The sequence below is a fragment of the Bartonella sp. MF74HXZ genome (assembly GCF_042194445.1).
Classification (GTDB): Bacteria; Pseudomonadota; Alphaproteobacteria; order Rhizobiales; family Rhizobiaceae; genus Bartonella; species Bartonella grahamii.
Genome location: NZ_JBHIMW010000003.1, coordinates 175,517 through 189,714 on the forward strand (window position 1 = coordinate 175,517; position 14,198 = coordinate 189,714).

A 14,198-nucleotide genomic window follows, 5' to 3' on the forward strand; every position below is an offset into this window, starting at 1 on the left:
GTTATAAAGTATATACTATGATATTATCCTTCTAAGAAAGCTCACTTAATGTTAAAAAGTTTATTTCTTGTATTTAAGTGAACCTTTTAAGGGTGTGTTTATAAATTTATCTCGATAAAAAACGATATTTTCACACAAAAATGGGAGAAAATCTATGTATATCTGGTTATCAGAGCAAATAGGTGTATCTGCTGCGAAAATAACGATAAGCTTTTTGTTTTTTATAATAACAATCGTTGCTATTACCATAATTATCTTGTTTTTACGTCGTTTAAGTACGAAAAGATTCAGCATTAATAGAAAAAAAAGTCTATCACGGTTAGCATTATGTGAAGTAATTTCTATAGATCGAGCACGCCGCCTTGTTTTAGTCCGTTGCGATAATAAAGAACATTTGCTCCTTATTGGCGGATTAACAGATGTGGTTGTAGAATCCGATATTACCGGTACATCCAAAATACAAAAGAGAGAAACACTTACACATCCAAATTCCGCCCCTACAGAAAGAAACGATATACCGGATAAAAATCCCTCTCCTTTTACGAATCAAGCGGTAAAAGATTCAGCAATTACCGCCGAAATTGAGGGGCGGCAAGAACCATCTTTATTCATTCCTACCCCTCAAAAATAAAAATATACAATTTTATCACCACGAGTTTTGTTTGTTTATCATTTCAATGACCTTAATCATCGCGATAAACTCTTTCACGTCGTTCGTGACGTTCTTGCGCTTCCAATGACAAAACGGCTATTGGCCGAGCCTCAAGACGCTTTATACTAATGGGTTCGCCGGTTTCTTCACAAAAGCCATATGTCCCATTATCAATACGCTCTAAAGCAGCATCTATTTTTGAAATAAGTTTCCTCTGACGATCCCGCGCACGTAATTCGATTGTACGATCAGTTTCACAAGAAGCCCTATCAGTCAAATCAGGCTGACCAACGTTCTCTTCCTGCAAATTTTCCAAAGTCTCACGAGCTTCTTTTAATATATCATTCTTCCAAGAAACCAATTTAGCACGAAAATACGCCTTTTGCCGCTCATTCATAAAAGGCTCATCTTCACTAGGGCGATATTGACCATCAATCTCTTCGCTCATGCAATAAAAAACCTCCACATATGCTATGTGCGGTCTATATATTGTGCAATACCCATCAACACAAGAGTAAAATGTTTTTTCATAACAATCTACAAATATGTCTAAATACACTGTTTAGATTTGATCGCTTTTCTATGTAGGTTGGATTCTTGATCAAATCTCATCCAGAACATTTTTCTTGCTTACTGAGAAACTTCAAAAAGAAGGAAATCTAATATCAGAGTCATCCCTCCCCTGCTTTCTCATTGTTTAAAATCTAAATGAAGAAACAATAAATCATTTCAGCAATGCAAAAAAATAAAATCTTTATAAAGGCAAAGTGTGATATTCACGTTTCAAATACATCAAAGCATCTTTTTCTTTATTACAGTTGATTGCAACAACCTCACCAATCAAAACACAATGGGTTGCATGCTCATGCCAACAAATCAAACGACAATCAAACGACGCTAGAGCGTCTGAAAGACTAGGCGCCCCCGTTTGCAAAACTCCCCATTGAGCAGCATCAAAACGCTCATTTTGTGTAAGAGTGCAACACCTCGAAAAAACATCCGCTAATGGACGATGTTTTCCTGCCAAGCTATTAACACAAAAATTTCCATTCTCCATAAACACCTGATTCTTTAAATTATGGCGCATGAGACAGACAAGAAGGGTTGGAGGATTATCAGATAAAGAACAACACGCCGAAACAGTCACCCCACGTCTTCCCTTAATGCCATTTGTTGTCACAATATGCACAGCTCCTGCAAAAAGACTCATGGCATCTCGATATTCTTGGGAAGAAACCGCAATATTATGTTGAAGTTTAGGCATCAAATATGTTTTATGATTCGACATATCTTTCACTTATAAAGCTTTAAAATTTCAAGCGATCTTTCCATAACAAAGACCTATAATACATATTTTTCTTTTCCGTCATAACACAAAAGATATTTGTGTATACACAGCGATATGATAAAAACAGCCAATCAAGGAGATTTTAATGCCCCATTCTCATCTCATTTCGCCTTCACTCTTGGCTTCTGATTTTTCTAAACTTGGACAAGAAATGTTAGATGTTGTTGATGCTGGTGCAGATTGGCTTCATCTTGATATCATGGATGGACACTTTGTTCCTAACATCACCTTTGGTCCTGAAATAGTCAAGGCTCTGCGCCCATTAACCAAAGCAACATTTGATGTCCACCTGATGATCGCACCGGTAGACCCTTATTTGGAAGCTTTTGTAAAAGCGGGTTCAGATATTATAACCATTCATGCTGAAGCAAGTCCACATCTTCATCGTTCATTACAAACAATAAAAAAAATGGGAAAAAAAGCAGGAATTGCACTCAATCCAAGCACCCCAGAACATGTACTTGAATATTTGCTTGATCAATTAGATCTCATTCTCATCATGACGGTTAATCCCGGTTTTGGTGGACAAAGTTTTATTCCAGAAATAAAAGATAAAATTAAGCGCGTTAAAAGCATGATTGCAAACCGCCCTATTGATCTTGAAGTTGATGGTGGTATCACCGTTGATACAATTGGGATAGCTGCAAAAGCTGGTGCAAATGTATTTGTCGCAGGCTCTGCAATTTATAAAAACGGAAATAAAGAGCTTTACAAAACACGTATTAATGCATTGCGCCAAGCCGCAATCCTCTCACAAGAAGGAAAAAAATAATGATCGCACGTTATTCCCGCCCTGCAATGGTAGCAATTTGGTCTCCCGAAACAAAATATCGTATTTGGTTTGAAATTGAAGCCCATGCCTGTGATGCCCTTGCTCACTTAGGGATTATTCCGAAAGAAGCCGCCAAAGTCATTTGGGAAAAAGGAGCAGCAGCTAAATTTGATATCAATCGCATTGATGAAATTGAAGCAATTACCAAACATGATGTTATCGCATTTCTGACCCACCTAGCTGAATTCATTGGACCAGAGGCACGTTTTATCCACCAAGGCATGACATCATCTGATGTTCTAGATACAACGCTAAACATTCAATTGATGCGTGCTAGTGATATTTTGCTAGAGGATATAGATCAACTTCTTGAAGCATTAAAAAGGCGTGCTTTTGAGCATAAAGAGACAATCACCATTGGGCGGAGTCATGGCATTCATGCTGAACCGACAACATTTGGAGTAAAATTTGCTCTCGCATACGCTGAATTTTCCCGTTGTCGCAAACGTCTTCTTGCAGCACGAGAAGAAATTTCTACTTGCGCAATTTCAGGAGCTGTAGGAACTTTTGCAAATATCGATCCCCGCGTTGAAGAACATGTAGCAAAAGCCTTGAGGATGCGTGCTGAACCGGTTTCCACCCAAGTAATACCAAGAGATCGTCATGCTATGTTTTTTGCAACACTTGGTGTTATTGCTTCCTCTATTGAAAGGTTAGCAATAGAAATACGCCATTTACAACGAACAGAAGTTCTTGAAGCAGAGGAACATTTCTCACCTGGGCAAAAAGGTTCATCGGCGATGCCTCATAAACGTAATCCAGTTTTAACAGAAAATCTAACTGGATTAGCCCGCATGGTACGTGCATTTGCACTCCCAGCCATGGAAAATGTTGCACTTTGGCATGAACGTGATATTTCCCATTCATCTGTTGAGCGTTATATTGCTCCAGATGCGACTATTACACTTGATTTTGCTCTTTCTCGCCTCACATCTGTCATTGAAAATCTCATTGTCTATCCAGAAAATATGCAAAAAAATCTCAATAAATTCCGTGGTCTTGTTCACTCACAACGGGTGCTTTTAGCACTTACGCAAGCAGGAATCAGTCGTGAAGATTCTTATCGGATTGTACAACGAAATGCGATGAAAGTTTGGGAACAAGGAAAAGATTTTTTAGAAGAACTCCTCAACGACAAAGATGTTACCAAAGTTTTAAGTGAAGAAGAACTTCGTGAAAAATTTGATCTTTCTTACCACACCAAACATATCAATACGATTTTTAAACGTGTCTTTGAAGAACAATAAAGCGACATAGAAAACCCAAATCTGTTCCACCTATGATCAAAAATCTGTTGTAACAAAGAAAACAATTCATGAAAGCAAATCAACTCGATATTCTTATTGTTCCTGGCTACAAAGGATCTGGTCCAGATCATTGGCAAACACGCTGGGAAAAAAAATTGTCGACAGCCCGCCGCATTGAACAACTCCATTGGTCAAAGCCTGTTTGTGAAGAGTGGGTTAACAAAATTAAAACTGCCATCGCAAAAGCTCAAAGGCCTGTTATGCTTATTGCCCATTCATTAGGAGTTCCCAGCGCTATTCATGCAACTGTACAAAATACAGAAAAAATTTGTGGCGCTTTCTTTGTTGCACCTCCAGATGTCGCCAATGAGAAAATACGTCCCAAACATTTAATGACATTTGGCCCCTATCATCGTCAAAAACTGCCTTTTCCTTCTATTGTCGTAGCCAGTCGCAACGATGAGTTTTGTCAATTCTCAGTAGCAGAAAAAATTGCCAATGATTGGGGATCACTCTTTGTTGATGCTGGGTATTCTGGCCATATTAACGCAGAATCCGGACACGGACCTTGGCCTGAAGGGCTTATGGTCCTTTCTCACTTTCTTGCAAAAATTTGATCAAAGAGAGGTAATCTTCTTTCTCATCACTTATGTATTTCACCTTTGGGTAGACGTGTAATGACAAAAATTATAAAAGTATCATAGCAATATCATTGAGAAATTCTATCAATTAGGATAGTATCATTTACCAATGTTATTAAAAAACTCTCAAGATAAATAGAGAATCATGATGAATCGTCGCCACCGTATTTATGAAGGCAAGGCTAAAATTTTATATGAAGGACCTGAACCAGGAACTTATATTCAATTTTTTAAAGATGATGCAACTGCCTTTAATGCAAAAAAACATGAAATTATCGACGGAAAAGGGGTTTTAAACAACCGAATTTCGGAACATATCTTTAGCCATCTTGGGCGTTTGGGCATCCCAACACATTTTATCAAACGTATAAACATGCGCGAACAGCTTATTAAAGCAGTGGAAATCATTCCGTTGGAAGTTGTTGTTCGCAATGTTGCTGCCGGCTCTCTTGCTAAGCGCTTAGGACTGGAAGAAGGAACCCCACTTCCGCAATCCATCATTGAGTTTTACTATAAAAATGATTCTCTCGATGATCCTATGGTAACGGAAGAACATATCACAGCTTTTGGATGGGCTGTCCCACAAGAGATAGAAGATATCATGCAACTTTCAATTCGTGTTAATGATTTTCTTTCTGGGCTTTTTGCCGGTGTTAACATCCAATTAATTGATTTTAAAATGGAATTTGGTCGCCTGTGGGAAGATGAAACGATGCGCATTGTTCTTGCTGATGAAATCTCACCTGATTCTGCACGACTATGGGATATGCACACACAAGAAAAAATGGATAAAGACCGTTTTCGTCGTGATATGGGTGGGCTTATTAATGCCTATCAAGAAGTTGCCAAACGCCTTGGTATTATGAATGAAAACGAACCAACACGACCAAGTGGTCCCGTTCTCGTAAAGTAAAAACAGGGCAAAAAAACATCACCTTATATAAATACCTCTCTTCAAAGGAGAGGTTCTTTTAACAAGCAGGAAGCAAAAAATGAAAGCACGCATTACAGTTACTTTAAGAGAAAGCGTTCTTGATCCACAAGGAGAAGCAATTGTCGGTGCTTTAAAAAGTTTAGCTTTCGAAGGCATTCAATCCATTCGTCAAGGAAAGGTTTTTGATATTGTTCTTGATGATCTACCTTCTGAAACCGCAAAGAAAAAACTTGAACAAATGTGTGAAGAGTTACTCGCAAATACTGTCATTGAAAATTATACAATCGAACTTTTTTAAGTGGAACACTCATGAAAACTGCCATCATTCAACTTCCTGGATTAAATCGTGATCGAGATATGGTTGCAGCATTACATCATATAACGGGAGTTGAGCCACTAAAAATTTGGCAAACAGAAACAACAATTCCAGATGTAGATGTTATTATTATTCCTGGTGGTTTTTCCTATGGCGACTACTTAAGATGTGGTGCTATTGGAGCGCGAACTCCCATCTTAAAAGCCATTCGTGAAAAAGCACAAGAAGGTACTACAATAATAGGTATCTGTAATGGATTTCAAATTTTGTTGGAAGCAGGATTATTACCTGGAACTTTAATGCGTAACGCTTCTTTAAAATTTGTTTGTCGTGAAATCAAACTTGAAGTCGTTAACGCCAAGACGAAATTTTCTCGATATTATTCTCAAGGACAAATTATTCGTTGTCCTGTTGCCCATCACGATGGAAATTATTTTGTTAATAGTGAAACATTAAAGCAAATGGAAGACAATGAACAAATTGTTTTTCGCTATGCAGAAAATACAAACCCGAACGGCTCAATGAAAGATATTGCTGGTATTGTTAATAAAGCTGGTAATATTCTTGGTATGATGCCTCATCCTGAAAACTTTATTGAACCCGCCCACGGAGGTATTGACGGTCGTTTACTTTTTCAAAGTGCTTTAGAGTTGGTAAATGGATGATGTTGCAAAAATACTCGCGCTCCATGATTGTCAAAAACAAGGATCTATACTATTCCTCGCATCGTAAATCTATGAACAAAGCTCTTCACAAACAACAATGGATATTATTTTCTAAACACACAAGTATTTAAGACCATTTTAGTCTTAAATCCCACCAAACAAACGAACAAAATCTTCAGCTTACTATCATAACTATTTATTATTAAACAACATTATTGCTTATAATATAAACTACTAGATTAAAAAAATAAAAATGCTAAATTTCGATTAATTTAACGGATAAATACTCATGAAGCCTTGCAATAACATCACTATTACACCAGAACTCATTGCACAACACGGGCTAAAAGAGGATGAATATCAACGTATCCTGACGTTAATCGGTAGAGAACCAACATTTACTGAACTAGGAATTTTTTCTGCAATGTGGAACGAACATTGTTCCTATAAATCATCTAAAAAATGGCTAAAGACTCTTCCGACAAAAGGAAAATGTGTCATCCAAGGACCTGGTGAAAATGCTGGTGTTGTCGATATTGGTGAAGGGCAATGTGTTGTTTTCAAAATGGAAAGCCATAACCACCCTTCTTATATTGAACCTTATCAAGGTGCAGCGACAGGTGTTGGTGGTATTTTACGTGATGTCTTTACAATGGGAGCCCGTCCTATTGCTGCTATGAATGCATTGCGATTTGGTGCTCCTGATCACCCAAGAACACGCCATCTTGTTTCTGGTGTTGTTTCTGGAATTGGTGGTTACAGCAATGCTTTCGGCGTTCCAACTATTGGTGGAGAAGTAAATTTTGATGAGCGTTATAATGGCAATATCCTTGTTAACGCTTTTGTCGCCGGTATTGCAAAGACAAACGCCCTTTTTTATTCTAAAGCGCAAGGTATTGGACTCCCTGTTGTTTATCTTGGTGCAAAAACAGGACGTGATGGTGTCGGTGGAGCAACAATGGCTTCTGCTGAATTTGATGATTCAATCAGTGAAAAACGCCCAACTGTTCAAGTAGGTGATCCTTTTACAGAAAAATGTCTTCTTGAAGCATGTTTAGAGCTCATGGAACTTGGAGCCGTAGTTGCTATTCAAGATATGGGGGCAGCAGGACTCACCTCTTCTGCCGTTGAAATGGGTGCAAAAGGAAATCTAGGGATACAGCTTAATCTCGATACAGTTCCTGTTCGAGAAGAAAACATGACAGCCTATGAAATGATGCTTTCTGAAAGTCAAGAGCGCATGCTCATGGTTCTTAAACCAGAACTAGAAAAGCAAGCAGAAGCAATTTTTCATAAGTGGGGGCTGCATTTTTCTATCATTGGAAAAACAACCGATGATTTGCGTTTTCGTGTATTTCATCAAGGAGAAGAAGTTGTCAATCTTCCCATCAAAGAGCTTGGTGATGAAGCGCCTGTTTATGATCGTCCTTGGAGTGAACCGGCCAAAAAAACACCCTTGAAAGCAGAAGACGTCAAAAAGGTTGAAAATCTTGGTGATGCGCTTCTATCCTTATTGAATTCTGCTGATCAAAGTTCACGGCGATGGGTTTATGAACAATATGATACCCTTATCCAAGGAAATAGCCTTGTTTGTCCAGGAGGTGATGCAGGCGTTATCCGTGTAGGAAACAACAGCAAACGTGCTCTTGCTTTTTCTTCTGATGTAACACCTCGTTATTGTGAAGCAGACCCTTATGAAGGAGGAAAACAAGCTGTCGCAGAATGCTGGCGAAATATTAGTACGACAGGTGCAACACCACTGGCTGCGACAGATAATCTCAATTTTGGTAACCCTGAAAAACCTGAAATTATGGGACAGCTGGTTTTGGCTATTAAAGGTATAGGAGAAGCTTGTAGAATCCTCGATTTTCCTATCGTTTCAGGCAATGTTTCTCTTTACAACGAAACAAATGGGGAAGCCATTCTTCCAACCCCCACAATTGCTGGTGTAGGACTTCTTAATGATTGGTCTAAAATGGTAACAATAAGTGGTATGCAAAATGGAGATATTCTTGTTTTAGTAGGAAATTGCGGCTCTCATTTAGGACAATCAATTTATGCACGTAACATTTTAAATATTGATGCAGGTGCCCCCCCCCCTGTAGATTTACAACTTGAAAAAAAGCATGGTCAATTTGTTCGAGATGCCATTAATAGCGGTTTTATTCATGCTGCTCATGACATTTCTGACGGAGGATTAGCGATAGCACTTGCCGAAATGGTGATTAAAGCAGGTAAAGGAATCAAAGTAACGTTAAGCAATAAATCACCCCATCATGCAGAACTTTTTGGAGAAGACCAAGGACGTTATCTTTTAGCCGTCAAACCTCACTCTCTCAATAGTCTTAAAGAGCGTGCACAAATCAATACAGTTTCTTTAACAGAGCTAGGTCAAGTTGAGGGAACTTCTCTCAATATAGATGGGATATTAACACTTTCAGTAGACAAACTCACAAAAGCCTATGAAAACTGGTTTCCACAATTTATGGGTGAGGAGTAAAAATTGTTTTTTTCTCTTAAACAGCCTTTATAAAAAATGAATAACATAGGAGAATAATGATGGCAATGAGTGCCCATGCAATTGAAACGCTTATTCGTGAAGGCATTCCTGATGCTACTGTAACAATTCGTGATCTTGCTGGAGATGGAGAACATTACGCTGCAGAAGTTATTTCTGAAAGTTTTCGTGGTAAAACCCGTGTTCAACAACATAAAATGGTCTATGATGCCCTTAAAGGCAATATGGGAAATGACCTTCACGCCTTAATGTTGCAAACAAATATCCCAAAATAATCTAAAATTTCTTCTTGCATTCACTCATTTAATACGATTAAAAACAGTATGAATATAAATTACACACTTATAAAAATCTGAAATATCGAGGGATAAAAATGACCACTGTTCATGATTTTATTGACAACGAGATTAAAACAAACGACGTCATTTTATTCATGAAAGGAACACCTGACGCTCCGCAATGCGGGTTTTCAGGACAAGTTGTTCAAATCCTTGACTATTTAGGATTGAATTATAAAGGAATTAATATCTTAACTTCTAACGAATTGCGTCAAGGAATTAAAGATTACTCAAATTGGCCAACAATTCCACAGCTGTATATCAAGGGTGAATTTGTCGGAGGCTGTGATATTGTTAAAGAGATGTTTCAAAACAATGAGTTACAGGAACTTTTGAAAGAAAAAAACATTCCCTGTAATCAATCATAGGTATCTTTCATTTTATTCAGACTCTTAAAAAGAGCTGTTTTCAGACGAAATTTATATTTCAAGGATGCCGTATGTCATATTCAGTCGACGAACAAAAGCATAGTGATGCGATTAGAAAAAAAATTGGCTATAAAGAATTTGTTATTCTCATTGCTTCACTCATGGCCATCAATTCTATAGCTGTTGACATTATGTTGCCAGCTATGCCCAACATTTTAAACAGTTTAAATGTTATCAATGAAAACGATCAACATTATATCATTTCGAGTTATCTTATCAGCTATGGCGTCACACAGATATTTTTTGGTCCTATAAGCGATCGTTATGGGCGACGTAAACTTATTCTTATTGGTCTTGCTTTTTATTCATTTACAGCGATTGGCTGTGCATTTGTATCTAATTTTTCTCTCTTGCTTATTTTGCGTATCCTGCAAGGTATGGGAGGAGCTGCTATGCGCGTGCTCACAGTTTCCATTGTACGTGATCTCTATAGTGGTCGGAAAATGGCCGAAGTGATGTCTATCGTAATGATGGTTTTCCTTATTGCACCAATGATTGGACCAGCAACAGGACAGATCATTTTACTGTTTGGAAACTGGCAATTTATTTTCATATTCATGGCAATTATTGGTTTAGGACTGATGATTTGGATTCAACTGCGCTTGCCTGAAACTCTTTATGCGCAACGCTCTCTTTCCTTTTCTTCGGTCAAACATAATTTATGGATTGTAATAACCAATCGCACAACACTTTGCTATACACTAGCAACTTCCATTATTTTAGGCTGTATCTTTACTGCTGTTAATACATCACAACAAACGTATGAAGGGATCTATAATCTAGGACTTTGGTTCCCTATTGCCTTTGCAGTTGGTGCTGCATTTCAAGCTCTATCATCATTCTTTAACTCTCAACTCGTTGGACGCCTTGGAATGCGGCGTATTGCTCATACTATGCTTTTGCTCTTTTCTATCACTTCATGTGTATGGTTTGTTGGCTCTATCTTAACAGATGGTATTCTTCCTTTTTCTTTTTACATGCTGTTATTCTGTATACTGATGTTTGCCTGCGGTGGTATTATGGCAAACTTCAATACACTCGCTCTTGAACCTGTAGGAGAAATAGCTGGAACGGCGTCGTCTATATCTGGTTTTCTGCAAACATCTATTGGCACAGGTCTTAGTTTTTTTATTGCTCAACAATTTAATGAAACAACCATCCCAAACTCAGCAGGATTTTTCTTTTTGAGTCTCGCTGCCATACTTCTCGTCTTATGGGCTGAACGTGGGCATCTTTTTAGGCAATATCATAGCAATCCTAACGAATAAATATTACTACGAAAGATTAATAACATCTCTCTTAAACAATAAGGAGATAAACCGATCAGACAAATAAAACATCTCCAAATAGAACACTCTTGTGTTAAACATTCACATTGTTTGTTTAAAGATACAGCTCTCAAAATATCAAATCATTTCACGACAGCACCCATAAATGCTGTAATGTTAAAAAACAGTTTTGATTGATTTAACCTGAACAAGATCGAAATAGAAAAAACTCACGCTTTAGTTTTTTTTCAATATAAAAAATAATAAATTATCCTTATAAATTAATATCTTACACAATCATAAAACCATAGGGAATTTTCCCCATTTATAAAATACATTTAATTAATAAATTTTCCTGATTTTGGAAATCCTTTTGGAACCAAACGCCCGACGCCTGCACGCGTCCCCATCCATTCAAAGAGATCGTCCGCCTGACGGTTAAAGATTCGTTCAGCTGTATCTTGCCAACTTAAGCCTTCTGATAAATTGAAAGTCTTGGCATCAACAACACCACCTTCTTTATAACGCTGTAAACGAACACCTTTACCGCGATTCATTTCTGGTATTTGTTCAATAGAAAAAATAAGCATTTTACGGTTTTCTCCAACCACCGCAACATGATCACCATTTACTTGAACACAAAGCTTCACCTTATCAGGAGCTTTCACATTCATCACTTGCTTTCCTTTTCGTGTATTGGCGATCACTTCTGCAGAAGGAACAATAAAACCATTACCGTGAGATGAAACCAAAAGCAATTTTTCCTCGGCGTGATGCACAAAAGCTGTAAGAACATCGTGCTCATCATCCATATCAACTAAAAGACGAATAGGTTCACCATGCCCCCGCCCTCCAGGTAAGCTATTTGCACCAATAGCAAAAAACTTTCCCCCCGTACTTATCAGCACAATCTTGTCGGTCGTAAATGCTGGAAATGCTAACTTTAAACTGTCTCCTTCTTTAAAAGAAAGTGCTTTATAATCGCTCAAATGTCCCTTCAAAGCACGCATCCATCCCTTTTCAGAAATAACAATAGTAATCGGCTCTTTTTCGATCATTGCCTGTTGAATATCATCAAGATCATGTCTAGGTGCCTCTTCAAATGTCGTACGTCTTTTCCCTAAGAGTGTTTCAGGACCAAAAGTATTTCGAACTTTTTTGATTTCTTCTGAAATTATTTTCCATTGTTTTATAGGAGAAGCCAACAAATTCTGTAGCTTTTCTTTTTCAGCTTTCAAACTTTCAAATTCTTTACGAATTTCAAATTCCTCAAGCTTACGCAAAGAACGCAAGCGCATATTAAGAATAGCTTCAGCTTGATTTTCTGTTAATTCAAAACGACTAATGAGCTGCTTTTTAGGTTCATCCTCTTCACGAATAATCTGAATAACCTCATCGAGATTTAAATAGGCAATAAGATATCCATGAAGAATTTCTAATCGACAATCAATTTGATCAAGCCGATAATGAGAGCGACGAATAAGGACTTCTTGACGATGTTCGAGCCATTGCTGTAAACTCTCACGCAAAGAGAGAACATTGGGTATTTTTCCCAAAGACAAAACATTCAGATTAAGGGGAAATCTTACTTCAAAATCAGTCAATTTAAAAAGAGACTCCATAAGAAGCTCCGGATCAACCGTACGATTTTTAGGAACCAGCACAATTCTGATATCTTCTGCTGATTCATCTTGGATATCCTCAAGCATTGGCAATCGCCGTGCAAGCAATAACTCTGCTGTTTTTTCAATAAGACGTGACTTTTGAATCTGATAGGGAATTTCAGTCACAACAATCACATAAGAACCACGGCTACCCGATTCCTGATGCCAACGTGAACGCAAACGAAAGAATCCACGCCCAACACGATAAGATTCCTCAATACTTTTTTTAGGCTCAACTAAAATTCCCCCTGTCGGGAAATCAGGACCAAGAACGAATTGATTTAATTCCTCATCATTTACATCGGGATGCGCAATCAAATGGAGCGCTGCATCACAAAGCTCAGCAACATTATGGGGTGGAATAGATGTTGCCATACCAACAGCAATACCAGAAGAACCATTTGCTAAAAGATTAGGGAAAGCTCCTGGTAAAACAACAGGCTCTTCATCTTCTTCATTATAGGTTAAACGAAAATCAATAGCATTCTCATTAATTCCTTCAAGTAACAATGCAGCCACTTCAGTCATACGTGCTTCCGTATAACGCATGGCAGCAGCATTATCACCATCAATATTACCAAAATTGCCTTGCCCATCAACCAACGGATAACGAACAGCAAAACTTTGAGCCAAGCGCACTAAAGCATCATAAATAGACGCATCCCCATGAGGATGAAATTTTCCCATGACATCACCGACAATCCGCGCGCATTTCGCATAAGACTGTCCAGGATTTAGTTTGAGAAGACGCATCGCATGAACAATCCGCCGGTGGACAGGCTTCAATCCATCACGTACATCAGGCAATGCACGATGTGTAATCGTAGAAAGTGCATAAGCCAAATAACGTTCCTGTAAAGCAGAACGTAATTCTATTGGTTCAATATGTTCTTTATCAAAAGGTAAATTCATTTTATCAGACATAGTATTAAAATAACAATTCCCACAATAATAAGAAATTATTTTATAGGATTTATTTAATGAAATCTTCTATGAGTCGACTTTTTTATTAAAAGTCAATTACATAAAAACAAACGCTGCGATTAGAACATGAACAGAAAATTATATCAATTTGAAAAATTTATACACGCCCTTCCCCCCTTGTCCTAAGTAATTTATTGAAAGCTTTGTCAAATCTGATAATAATTTAACTGCTCACAAAGAGTTATTTCATTCTTTTTGGAATGACAAAAGCACCTTTCAAACATCATCTTTTATTATAAAGATAAATTATACAACAACCCCATTCAGTTTTTCCATGAAAAACTAAAAAAATATTCAAAGCTTATAAAATTTAAACTTTTCAGAGTAAGTCCATAGAATAGAAAACCGCATTATTCTCATAAA

The 14,198-nt window shown here is 37.6% G+C and carries 14 protein-coding genes; 11 read left to right on the top strand and 3 right to left on the bottom strand.

Annotation, left to right across the window (positions count from 1 at the left end):
- Window positions 1-154: 154 nt before the first annotated feature.
- Complete coding sequence (locus tag ACFIJ8_RS03620; protein ID WP_375629391.1) at window positions 155-631, top strand: hypothetical protein; 477 nt, start codon at window positions 155-157, stop codon at window positions 629-631.
- Between the two features lie 52 nt (window positions 632-683).
- Here ACFIJ8_RS03620 and dksA read toward each other — a convergent pair whose 3' ends face one another.
- Both dksA and ACFIJ8_RS03630 read right to left on the bottom strand, forming a co-directional pair.
- On the bottom strand, window positions 684-1,100 hold the full coding sequence (dksA, locus tag ACFIJ8_RS03625) for an RNA polymerase-binding protein DksA (protein WP_015856486.1): 417 nt from the start codon (window positions 1,098-1,100) through the stop codon (window positions 684-686).
- Window positions 1,101-1,406: 306 nt separating this feature from the next.
- On the bottom strand, window positions 1,407-1,940 hold the full coding sequence (locus ACFIJ8_RS03630) for a flavin reductase (RefSeq protein WP_273788183.1): 534 nt from the start codon (window positions 1,938-1,940) through the stop codon (window positions 1,407-1,409).
- A 145-nt stretch (window positions 1,941-2,085) separates the two neighbouring features.
- Between ACFIJ8_RS03630 and rpe the strand changes: the two genes are divergently transcribed.
- The 10 genes from rpe (at window position 2,086) to ACFIJ8_RS03680 (ending at window position 11,187) form a co-directional block, all read left to right on the top strand.
- The gene (gene rpe / locus ACFIJ8_RS03635; RefSeq protein ID WP_375629394.1) at window positions 2,086-2,772 is read left to right on the top strand and encodes a ribulose-phosphate 3-epimerase; all 687 of its coding nucleotides are present in this window, start codon (window positions 2,086-2,088) and stop codon (window positions 2,770-2,772) included.
- The gene (purB, locus tag ACFIJ8_RS03640; RefSeq protein ID WP_375639020.1) at window positions 2,772-4,079 is read left to right on the top strand and encodes an adenylosuccinate lyase; all 1,308 of its coding nucleotides are present in this window, start codon (window positions 2,772-2,774) and stop codon (window positions 4,077-4,079) included. The genes rpe and purB overlap by 1 nt, the downstream gene beginning before the upstream one ends.
- A 68-nt stretch (window positions 4,080-4,147) precedes the next feature.
- The gene (locus tag ACFIJ8_RS03645) at window positions 4,148-4,696 is read left to right on the top strand and encodes an alpha/beta hydrolase (RefSeq protein ID WP_273788186.1); all 549 of its coding nucleotides are present in this window, start codon (window positions 4,148-4,150) and stop codon (window positions 4,694-4,696) included.
- Window positions 4,697-4,868: 172 nt separating this feature from the next.
- Window positions 4,869-5,633, top strand: coding sequence for a phosphoribosylaminoimidazolesuccinocarboxamide synthase (gene purC / locus ACFIJ8_RS03650; RefSeq protein ID WP_015856491.1), 765 nt, complete (start codon window positions 4,869-4,871; stop codon window positions 5,631-5,633).
- 79 nt (window positions 5,634-5,712) lie between these two features.
- Window positions 5,713-5,952, top strand: coding sequence for a phosphoribosylformylglycinamidine synthase subunit PurS (gene purS / locus ACFIJ8_RS03655; protein WP_375623949.1), 240 nt, complete (start codon window positions 5,713-5,715; stop codon window positions 5,950-5,952).
- An 11-nt stretch (window positions 5,953-5,963) separates the two neighbouring features.
- Window positions 5,964-6,635: a phosphoribosylformylglycinamidine synthase subunit PurQ gene (gene purQ / locus ACFIJ8_RS03660; protein WP_375639021.1), complete on the top strand. Its 672-nt coding sequence runs from the start codon at window positions 5,964-5,966 to the stop codon at window positions 6,633-6,635.
- Between the two features lie 289 nt (window positions 6,636-6,924).
- Window positions 6,925-9,135, top strand: a complete 2,211-nt coding sequence (gene purL / locus ACFIJ8_RS03665) for a phosphoribosylformylglycinamidine synthase subunit PurL (protein WP_375639022.1) — start codon at window positions 6,925-6,927, stop codon at window positions 9,133-9,135.
- A 59-nt stretch (window positions 9,136-9,194) separates the two neighbouring features.
- Window positions 9,195-9,428, top strand: coding sequence for a BolA/IbaG family iron-sulfur metabolism protein (locus ACFIJ8_RS03670; protein WP_005773427.1), 234 nt, complete (start codon window positions 9,195-9,197; stop codon window positions 9,426-9,428).
- A gap of 98 nt (window positions 9,429-9,526) precedes the next feature.
- Window positions 9,527-9,859 (top strand): Grx4 family monothiol glutaredoxin, encoded by a 333-nt coding sequence (gene grxD / locus ACFIJ8_RS03675; protein ID WP_015856495.1) that lies wholly within the window; start codon window positions 9,527-9,529, stop codon window positions 9,857-9,859.
- Between the two features lie 71 nt (window positions 9,860-9,930).
- The gene (locus ACFIJ8_RS03680; protein WP_375639023.1) at window positions 9,931-11,187 is read left to right on the top strand and encodes a multidrug effflux MFS transporter; all 1,257 of its coding nucleotides are present in this window, start codon (window positions 9,931-9,933) and stop codon (window positions 11,185-11,187) included.
- A 338-nt stretch (window positions 11,188-11,525) separates the two neighbouring features.
- Here ACFIJ8_RS03680 and parC read toward each other — a convergent pair whose 3' ends face one another.
- Window positions 11,526-13,775, bottom strand: coding sequence for a DNA topoisomerase IV subunit A (gene parC, locus ACFIJ8_RS03685; protein ID WP_273788191.1), 2,250 nt, complete (start codon window positions 13,773-13,775; stop codon window positions 11,526-11,528).
- Window positions 13,776-14,198: the final 423 nt, after the last annotated feature.

Excerpts from the sequence above, each read along its gene's own strand:
- ACFIJ8_RS03620 (WP_375629391.1), top strand. The coding sequence starts at position 155 with ATGTATATCTGGTTATCAGAGCAAATAGGTGTATCTGCTGCGAAAATA.
- dksA (WP_015856486.1), bottom strand. The coding sequence starts at position 1,100 with ATGAGCGAAGAGATTGATGGTCAATATCGCCCTAGTGAAGATGAGCCT.
- ACFIJ8_RS03630 (WP_273788183.1), bottom strand. The coding sequence starts at position 1,940 with ATGTCGAATCATAAAACATATTTGATGCCTAAACTTCAACATAATATT.
- rpe (WP_375629394.1), top strand. The coding sequence starts at position 2,086 with ATGCCCCATTCTCATCTCATTTCGCCTTCACTCTTGGCTTCTGATTTT.
- purB (WP_375639020.1), top strand. The coding sequence starts at position 2,772 with ATGATCGCACGTTATTCCCGCCCTGCAATGGTAGCAATTTGGTCTCCC.
- ACFIJ8_RS03645 (WP_273788186.1), top strand. The coding sequence starts at position 4,148 with ATGAAAGCAAATCAACTCGATATTCTTATTGTTCCTGGCTACAAAGGA.
- purC (WP_015856491.1), top strand. The coding sequence starts at position 4,869 with ATGAATCGTCGCCACCGTATTTATGAAGGCAAGGCTAAAATTTTATAT.
- purS (WP_375623949.1), top strand. The coding sequence starts at position 5,713 with ATGAAAGCACGCATTACAGTTACTTTAAGAGAAAGCGTTCTTGATCCA.
- purQ (WP_375639021.1), top strand. The coding sequence starts at position 5,964 with ATGAAAACTGCCATCATTCAACTTCCTGGATTAAATCGTGATCGAGAT.
- purL (WP_375639022.1), top strand. The coding sequence starts at position 6,925 with ATGAAGCCTTGCAATAACATCACTATTACACCAGAACTCATTGCACAA.
- ACFIJ8_RS03670 (WP_005773427.1), top strand. The coding sequence starts at position 9,195 with ATGGCAATGAGTGCCCATGCAATTGAAACGCTTATTCGTGAAGGCATT.
- grxD (WP_015856495.1), top strand. The coding sequence starts at position 9,527 with ATGACCACTGTTCATGATTTTATTGACAACGAGATTAAAACAAACGAC.
- ACFIJ8_RS03680 (WP_375639023.1), top strand. The coding sequence starts at position 9,931 with ATGTCATATTCAGTCGACGAACAAAAGCATAGTGATGCGATTAGAAAA.
- parC (WP_273788191.1), bottom strand. The coding sequence starts at position 13,775 with ATGTCTGATAAAATGAATTTACCTTTTGATAAAGAACATATTGAACCA.